Below are 7,002 nucleotides of genomic sequence, written 5' to 3'. Positions count from 1 at the left end.
CGAGCCCCCACGTCTGCCAGGCGGTCCCCGCCCCCGGCACGGCGGTCCCCCCGACGGGCACGCATCCGGCGGCCACGAGAGCCGCCACCTCCGCCCGCCACTCCCGGGAACGCCCCTTCACCCCGATCGGCACCCCTGCCAACGGCAGCGCCTCCCCGCCCGCGACCCGCGCATCCACCTCACGGGCGTACACGAGCGCCTGAGCCGCCCAGACCTCCCGGAACGCCCCGAGTATCGGATCAACCCGTTCCAGGCGCTCCAGGGCCCCTTCCAGGACCTCCACGGCGGTCGTGGCGCCCGAGCGGACGGCGGCGGCGAGGTCGACGGCGGACGGGGCGCTCACCCGGTGAGGTCGAGCAACAGGGCCATGACGCCCACCAGGGTGGCCCCGCTGACGATCTCCCGGCGCGCGATGAGCGCGCGCAGGTCGGCGAGGGGAATCCACTCCACGCGGTCGGACTCGTTGCGCTCGGTCGGCGGACCGACCAGGCGCGCGTCGTCCGTACGGAACACGTGGTGACGGCTGTCGGTGATCCCGGCGGCGGGCTCCGCGTAGACCAGCTCGCGCACGGAGCCGGGGCGCCACCCGGTCTCCTCCTCCAGTTCGCGGGCCGCCGCGCGCGCGGGCGACTCGCCGTCCTCGACGAGACCCATCGGCAGCTCCCAGGCCCACGTGTCCGTGAGGAACCGGTGCCGCCACATCATCAGGACACGCCGTTCGCCGTCGACGGCCGCGAGCACCGCGAGGTTCCGCAGCCGCACCGCGTGGTACTCCGTACGGGTGCCGTCGGGCTGTTCGACATCCAGCGCGCGCACGCGTACCCACGGCGTGTCGTACAGCGGTCGTTCGCCGTGGACGGTCCAGCGCATCAGGCCCCCCGGGGTGCGTCGTACCACCTCATCCTCGGGCAACCCGCCTTGTGGATCAACGAAGTTGTGTGAGGCGCCGGATTCCGGCCAGGTATCTGGAACGAGGCTGTGACGTCCCGGTGACGCGAGCGGCGGGGCGGAGCGGCCATACTCGCCGGTAAGCGTGTTTATCGGATCGTGACGCGCGGAACGCCGGTTCCCCGGCAGAACCGAGTGAGGAACACCATGTCCCGACCCAGCCGAGAACCCCTCCCGGGGCCCGCCGTGACGGCACCGGCGCCGATCGACGTCCGGGTCGCGCCGGGCGCCGTCGGGGACACCGCGTCCGTCGGCGGGGTGCCCGTCACCGCCCCCGAGGGCCAGGAGATCCAGCACGTGGTCCTCGCCCACCTCCGCCGCATCGCCGTCGCCACCGGCCACGCCGTCCTGGCCACCGTCCGCGACGAACGCAGCGGCTACGTCGTCCCGATCCAGGTCGAACCCGACGGTTCGAGCACCCTCACGGCCGAGCCGGTCCCGATCACCCCGCCCCCCGCTCCGCACGCCGCCGAGCCCCCGACGGCCCCACCGGGCACCGTCACCCAGCCGACCGGCACCTTCGGCCCGCCACCGGAGATGGACGACGCACCCGGCCCCACCGCCCCACCGGCGCCCCCGGTCACCGCGCCGCCGCCCTCCGAGACCCGGTCGGAACCCGCCCTCCCCCCGCGGCCTGTCCCCCCACCGCCCTCCCTGGAAGCGCCCCGTCCCGCCCCCGTCCCCCTCGTCGACCCCGAGACCGTGGTCCGGGAACCCGCCCCGAAGCACACACCCGCGCGCGGGTTCGACGCGGTCGCCGAGGCCGTCCTCGGGGGCGACCCCCGGGAGGCCGACGGCGTCGAGCCGGGCCCGCTCGCCGGGCCGATCGCGCGGATCAACGAGTCCGTGCGCGCCGGCCGGATCGACACAGCGGCGGCACTGGCGGAACAGACCGTCACGGACGCGTCGGGCGCGCTCGGCGCGGACCACCCCGAGGTGCTGCGCCTGCGGGAACTCGCCGCGTACATCGCGTACCTGGCGGGCGACCCGGTGCGCGCCTTCCACGTCTCCCTCGACGTCGCGTGGGCCTACCGGCGCACCGGGGACTCCGAAGCCGCCTACGGCAACGTCCAGAGCGCCGCGACGGCCTGGCGTGCCGTCCGGGAGCCCGTCCAGGGACTGAACCTCGGCAACGAACTCCTCGGCCTGTGGACCGCCCTCTCCGCCGACGGCGGCCCCGCCGCAGACGACCCCACCGCCCTCGACTCCGCCCGCTCCCGGATGCTGCGGCTGACCGAACGGGCGGCGGCGGTACGGTGACGTGGCGACGGGACGGGTGCGTCGCGACGGAACGGCCGCGTAACGACGAAACGGGTGCGTAGCGACGAAACCAGCCCGTCGCCACGCACCCGTCCCCGCACTCGCCGCCACAACGCCCCTACGGCACCGTCACGACGCTACGTACCCGTCCCGACGTCTCACGACGACAGCGTCCACACCGCATACGCCGCCGCGTCCGTGTTTCGGTCCAGCGCCGTGTCGTTGATGTTGGCCGTCGTGTCGCACGACGAGTGGTAGCACCGGTCGAACGCCCGCCCCGACGTGCCGCCCCACTTGGCGGCCTGGGCGGCGGTCTTGGAGCGCTCGGCGCCGGTGAAGAGCCCGCCGACCGGGATGCCCGCGTTGTCGAAGGGGGCGTGGTCGGAGCGGCCGTCGCCCTCCGTCTCGATCTCCGTGGGGACGCCGATGCCCGCGAAGTAGTTCTTGAAGGTCTTCTCGATGGTCGGGTCGTCGTCGTAGACGAAGTAACCGGGGTTCGGGGAGGCGATCATGTCGAAGTTGAGGTAGCCGCTGATCTTGGCGCGGTTCGCGGAGGACAGGCTGTTGACGTAGTTCCGGGAGCCGACGATGCCGAGCTCCTCGGCGCCCCACCAGGCGAATCTCAGGTGCTTGGTGGGCTGGTAGTTCGCGCGGGACACAGCGAGGGCGATCTCCAGGATCGCGGAGGAGCCGGAGCCGTTGTCGTTGATGCCGGCGCCGGAGGTCACGCTGTCGAGGTGTGACCCTGACATGACAACCTGATTCAGGTCTCCGCCGGGCCAGTCGGCTATCAGGTTGTAGCCGGTGCGGCTGGAGGCGGTGAACTGCTGGACGGTGGTGGTGAATCCGGCCGCGTCCAGCTTGGCCTTCACGTAGTTGAGCGAGGCGAGGTAACCGGCCCGGCCGTGCGCGCGGTTGCCGCCGTTGGCCGTCGCGATCGACTGCAACTCGGCGAGGTGGGCCTTCACGTTGGCCACCGGGATGTCGGGCGCGGCGGCGAGCGTTCCGGCGTTCGCCGCGCCCGCGGTCGATCCGGTGACAGCGGTCGCGATCAGGGTGGCACCCGCGACGACGGCGGCGGCCGACGCCCGCGCGGAGACAGAGAGCTTCATGGTGGGGGGCTCCGTAATCCAGTCCTGGCGGTGCTCCCGTGCGGGGTGTCCGCCGGGAGCCCACGGTTGATGGGGTGACTGGATGGTGAAGCCGGGGTCAACGATCAGTCAAGAGGCCTATAAGGGCAAGGAGTTGGAGAAATGATCTAGGAATGGGAAATTCCGACCTCCTGTCGGTCGTACTCCTCCCGGGCCGCCGCGATCTCCCCCTGATGCTCCTCCGTCCACGTCACCAGTGACTGGACGGTCGCGTGCAGCGTCACCCCGAGCGCCGTCAGTTCGTACTCCACCTTCGGCGGCACCACCGGATACACGGTCCGCCGGACCAGCCCGTCCCGCTCCAGTTGGCGCAGCGTCACCGTCAGCATCCGCTGGCTCACCCCGTCGATCTCCCGCCGCAGTTCCGTGAACCGCAGCCGCCGGTTGTCGAGCAGGGCGATCACCAGCAACGACCACTTGTCGGCGATCCGGTCGAGGATCTGCCGCACCTGGCAGTCCTCCCGCGTGTCCCACTGGAACGGATCACCGTCCGCCGACGCCACGGTTCCCAGGCAGTGACTCGGTGACTTCGAAGTGCCTTCTTCCACACTGCTTGATGCTGCCGCAGGCTGAGGCCGGTAACAAGAGGGAACCAGCTCCGGGGGTCACCCCTGGAGGGCTGCGCGCGGGCCTCGCGCCCACCTCGACCCGGTTCGGCTCGTCTACGGCTTGGCGGCGGGGGGCGTCGCCTCGGCCTCCGGTACTACCTCGGAAGGGGTAGGGGCCGCCCCCACAGGAGTCACCCCGTCAGGGATCACCCCCGAGGAGACGCGCGACGCCTTCCGCCCTACGCCGGCCGTCCCCGCCTCCACGGCGGCGCTCGACACCCTCATCTCGCTCCTCGCCCTGCGCGCCGTCCGCCACGCGTCCCCCGTGAGCAGCAGCAGCGCGAGCCACACCAGCCCGAACCCGGCCCAGCGCTCGGGCGGCATGTCCTCGCCGAAGTAGACGACCCCGAGGAGGAACTGGAACACCGGCGCGAGGTACTGGAGCAGCCCCAGCGTGGACAGCGGCACCCGGATCGCCGCCGCGCCGAAACAGACGAGGGGGACGGCGGTGACGACACCGGTCGAGGCGAGCAGCGCGGCGTGCCCGGCGCCCTCGCCCGTGAACGTCGACCGGCCCGCCGCGCTCAGCCACACCAGATACCCGAGGGCGGGCAGGAACTGCACGGCGGTCTCGGCGGCCAGCGACTCCACCCCGCCGAGGTTGACCTTCTTCTTCACCAGCCCGTACGTCGCGAAGGAGAAGGCGAGGACCAGCGAGATCCACGGCAGCCGCCCGTAGCCGATGGTCAGGACGACGACGGCGAGGAAACCGACCCCCACCGCCACCCACTGCACGGGCCGCATCCGCTCCTTCAGCAGCAGGACGCCCATCGCGATGGTGACCAGCGGGTTGATGAAGTACCCGAGGGACGCCTCGACGACGTGCCCGGCGTTGACGGCCCAGATGTACACGCCCCAGTTGACGGTGATGACCGTCGCCGCGACCACGACCAGCGCGAGCCGCCGGGGCTGGCGGACCAGCTCCTTCGCCCACGCCCAGCGCCGCACGAAGAGCAGCGCGCCGGCCACCAGGGCGAGCGACCACACCATCCGGTGGGCCAGGATCTCCACCGACCCGGCAGGCTTCAGCAGCGGCCAGTACAAGGGGACGAGCCCCCACATCCCATAGGCGGCGATCCCGTTCGCCATGCCTATCCGTTGCTCGCCCTTCGACATCCCGGCCACGACACCTCCCGCTCGCCACACCTGCCCGCGCCCGGTGGGCGCCGGGACGAAGGTAGCGGGGGAGGGGCGGGGATGTCATGTGTGTATCGCGATACGGTCATGACGGAACCTGTCGACGCCTCTCACGCACCGCCGGTCAGCCCGTTTCACCTCCAAGTACTACGGGGTGTACGGGTGACGCCCCTGCGCGTCACCCGTACACCCCGTAACACCCCTAGGGGGTCACGCTCCCGCTCAGCCCTTCAGCGCCACCGAGACCGCCTCGGCGATCGGCGTCGTCGCCCGCCCGATCAGCCGCGACAGGTCCCCGGAGGTGATCACCAGCTCCCCCTTCGCGATGGACTCGTCCACCCCGGCGAGGATCTGCGCGAACCCCTCGGGCAGCCCGGCACCGGTGAGGATGCCGACGAGCACCTCGGCCGGCACGTTGTTGTAGGCGATCTCCTTGCCGGTCTGCGCGCTCAGCTCGGCCGCGTACTCCGCGAAGCTCCACGCGACGTCGCCGCCGAGCTCGTACGTCTGGTTCTCGTGGCCCTCGCCGGTCAGCACGGCGACGGCCGCGGCGGCGTAGTCCGCGCGGGACGCGGAGGAGACGCGACCCTCGCCCGCGGCGGCGACGACGGCGTCGTGCGCCAGGACCGGGGCCAGGTTCTCGGTGTAGTTCTCGTGGTACCAGCCGTTGCGCAGCAGCGTGTAGGTCAGGCCGGAGGCGAGCAGCGCCTTCTCGGTGGCCCGGTGGTCGTCCCCGAGGGCGGCCGTCAGGGCGCCGGGGGCGCTGGTGTACGCGAGGAGCGCGACGCCCGCGGCCTTGGCGGCGTCGATGACGACCTGGTGCTGGCCGGGACGGTCGTTGCCGACCTCGCTGCCCGAGATCAGCAGGACCTTGTCACCGGCGGCGAAGACGCCGTCGAAGGTCGCGGGGGCGCTGTAGTCGGCGACGGCGAGCTTGACGCCGCGCTCCGCGAGGTCCGCGGCCTTGGCCTCGTCGCGCACGACGGCCGTGATCTGCTCGGCGGGAACCTTCTCCAGCAGCTGCGCCACGACGTGGCGGCCGAGGTGTCCGGTGGCTCCGGTGACGACGATGCTCATAGCTCTTGTACTCCTTGTGGGGTGCTCGATGCACTAACCCTAGGAGTTGCGCTAACCAAAGGAAAGTACCCACTTTGAAGTAAGGTACTGGCATGTCGGTAACCACGCATGGCTCGGAGGACCTCACCGAGCTGCTCCGCGAGTATCAGACGGCCGACGGCGCGATGTGCCCCCACCGCCTGGTCCTGGAGCACGTCACCAGCCGCTGGGGCGTCCTCGTCCTCATCGAACTCCTCGACGGCACGCGCCGGTTCAGTGAACTGCGCCGCGCGATAGCCCGCGTGAGCGAGAAGATGCTGACCCAGACCCTCCAGACCCTGGAGCGCGACGGCTTCGTCCACCGCGCCGCCCAGCCCGTCATCCCACCCCGCGTCGACTACTCCCTCACCCCCCTCGGCCGCGAGGCCGCCGAACGCGTCCGCGACCTCGCCGCCTGGACCGAGACCCGCCTCACCGAGGTCGTCGAGGCCCGCGAACGCTACGACGCCCGCAAGGCGTCCGGCACGGGCTGAGCCACCGCCCCACGCGGACGACGACGCTCAGCGTCCCCGCGGACACGACCGGGCCCGACCCGCTCACGGCGGACCGGACCCGTGTTCGGACGACGCGGGGTCGCCGCCTGCCTCAGCCCCTCACCCCACCACTGTCCAGGTGTCCCCGCCCGCGAGCAGCGCCGCGAGGTCCCCCTTGCCCCGCTGTTCGACGGCCGTGTCGAGCTGGTCGGCCATCTGCGTGTCGTACACGGGCCGTTCGACCGAGCGCAGGACGCCGATCGGGGTGTGGTGGAGGGTCTGGGGGTCGGCGAGCCGGGAGAGGGCGAA

General features: G+C 71.9%; 8 protein-coding genes and 1 pseudogene. 2 read left to right on the top strand and 7 right to left on the bottom strand.

Annotated elements, in window-relative coordinates:
• Positions 1–343, bottom strand: a 343-nt coding sequence (locus ACVNF4_RS30050; RefSeq protein WP_461806032.1) for an amidase family protein, incomplete at its 3' end; no start/stop codon positions are given.
• On the bottom strand, positions 340–870 hold the full coding sequence (locus tag ACVNF4_RS30045) for an NUDIX hydrolase (RefSeq protein WP_461806031.1): 531 nt from the start codon (positions 868–870) through the stop codon (positions 340–342). The genes ACVNF4_RS30045 and ACVNF4_RS30050, both read right to left, overlap by 4 nt.
• A gap of 225 nt (positions 871–1,095) precedes the next feature.
• Here ACVNF4_RS30045 and ACVNF4_RS30040 point away from each other — a divergent pair, with 225 nt between their 5' ends.
• On the top strand, positions 1,096–2,208 hold the full coding sequence (locus tag ACVNF4_RS30040) for a tetratricopeptide repeat protein (RefSeq protein ID WP_461806030.1): 1,113 nt from the start codon (positions 1,096–1,098) through the stop codon (positions 2,206–2,208).
• A gap of 158 nt (positions 2,209–2,366) precedes the next feature.
• Here ACVNF4_RS30040 and ACVNF4_RS30035 read toward each other — a convergent pair whose 3' ends face one another.
• The 4 genes from ACVNF4_RS30035 to ACVNF4_RS30020 all read right to left on the bottom strand — a co-directional run bounded on the left by ACVNF4_RS30035 (position 2,367) and on the right by ACVNF4_RS30020 (position 6,181).
• Positions 2,367–3,320, bottom strand: a complete 954-nt coding sequence (locus ACVNF4_RS30035) for a M28 family metallopeptidase (RefSeq protein WP_461806029.1) — start codon at positions 3,318–3,320, stop codon at positions 2,367–2,369.
• Between the two features lie 146 nt (positions 3,321–3,466).
• Complete coding sequence (locus tag ACVNF4_RS30030; RefSeq protein WP_461806028.1) at positions 3,467–3,907, bottom strand: winged helix-turn-helix transcriptional regulator; 441 nt, start codon at positions 3,905–3,907, stop codon at positions 3,467–3,469.
• 114 nt (positions 3,908–4,021) lie between these two features.
• Positions 4,022–5,092 (bottom strand): EamA family transporter RarD, encoded by a 1,071-nt coding sequence (gene rarD, locus ACVNF4_RS30025; protein ID WP_461806027.1) that lies wholly within the window; start codon positions 5,090–5,092, stop codon positions 4,022–4,024.
• 234 nt (positions 5,093–5,326) lie between these two features.
• Positions 5,327–6,181: an SDR family oxidoreductase gene (locus ACVNF4_RS30020; protein ID WP_461806026.1), complete on the bottom strand. Its 855-nt coding sequence runs from the start codon at positions 6,179–6,181 to the stop codon at positions 5,327–5,329.
• A gap of 92 nt (positions 6,182–6,273) precedes the next feature.
• On the opposite strand from ACVNF4_RS30020, the gene ACVNF4_RS30015 reads away from it, so the two are divergent.
• Entirely contained in the window at positions 6,274–6,693 is a 420-nt protein-coding gene (locus ACVNF4_RS30015; protein ID WP_461806025.1) for a winged helix-turn-helix transcriptional regulator, read from the top strand.
• Positions 6,694–6,813: 120 nt separating this feature from the next.
• Here the strand turns inward: ACVNF4_RS30015 and ACVNF4_RS30010 are convergent.
• A pseudogene (locus ACVNF4_RS30010) lies at positions 6,814–7,002 on the bottom strand (2-oxoacid:ferredoxin oxidoreductase subunit beta); the annotation flags it as partial.

The organism is Streptomyces sp. S6 (assembly GCF_054880855.1).
The sequence above is the reverse complement of the archived record's forward strand: the minus strand, read 5'-3'. Positions and strand labels throughout refer to the sequence as shown.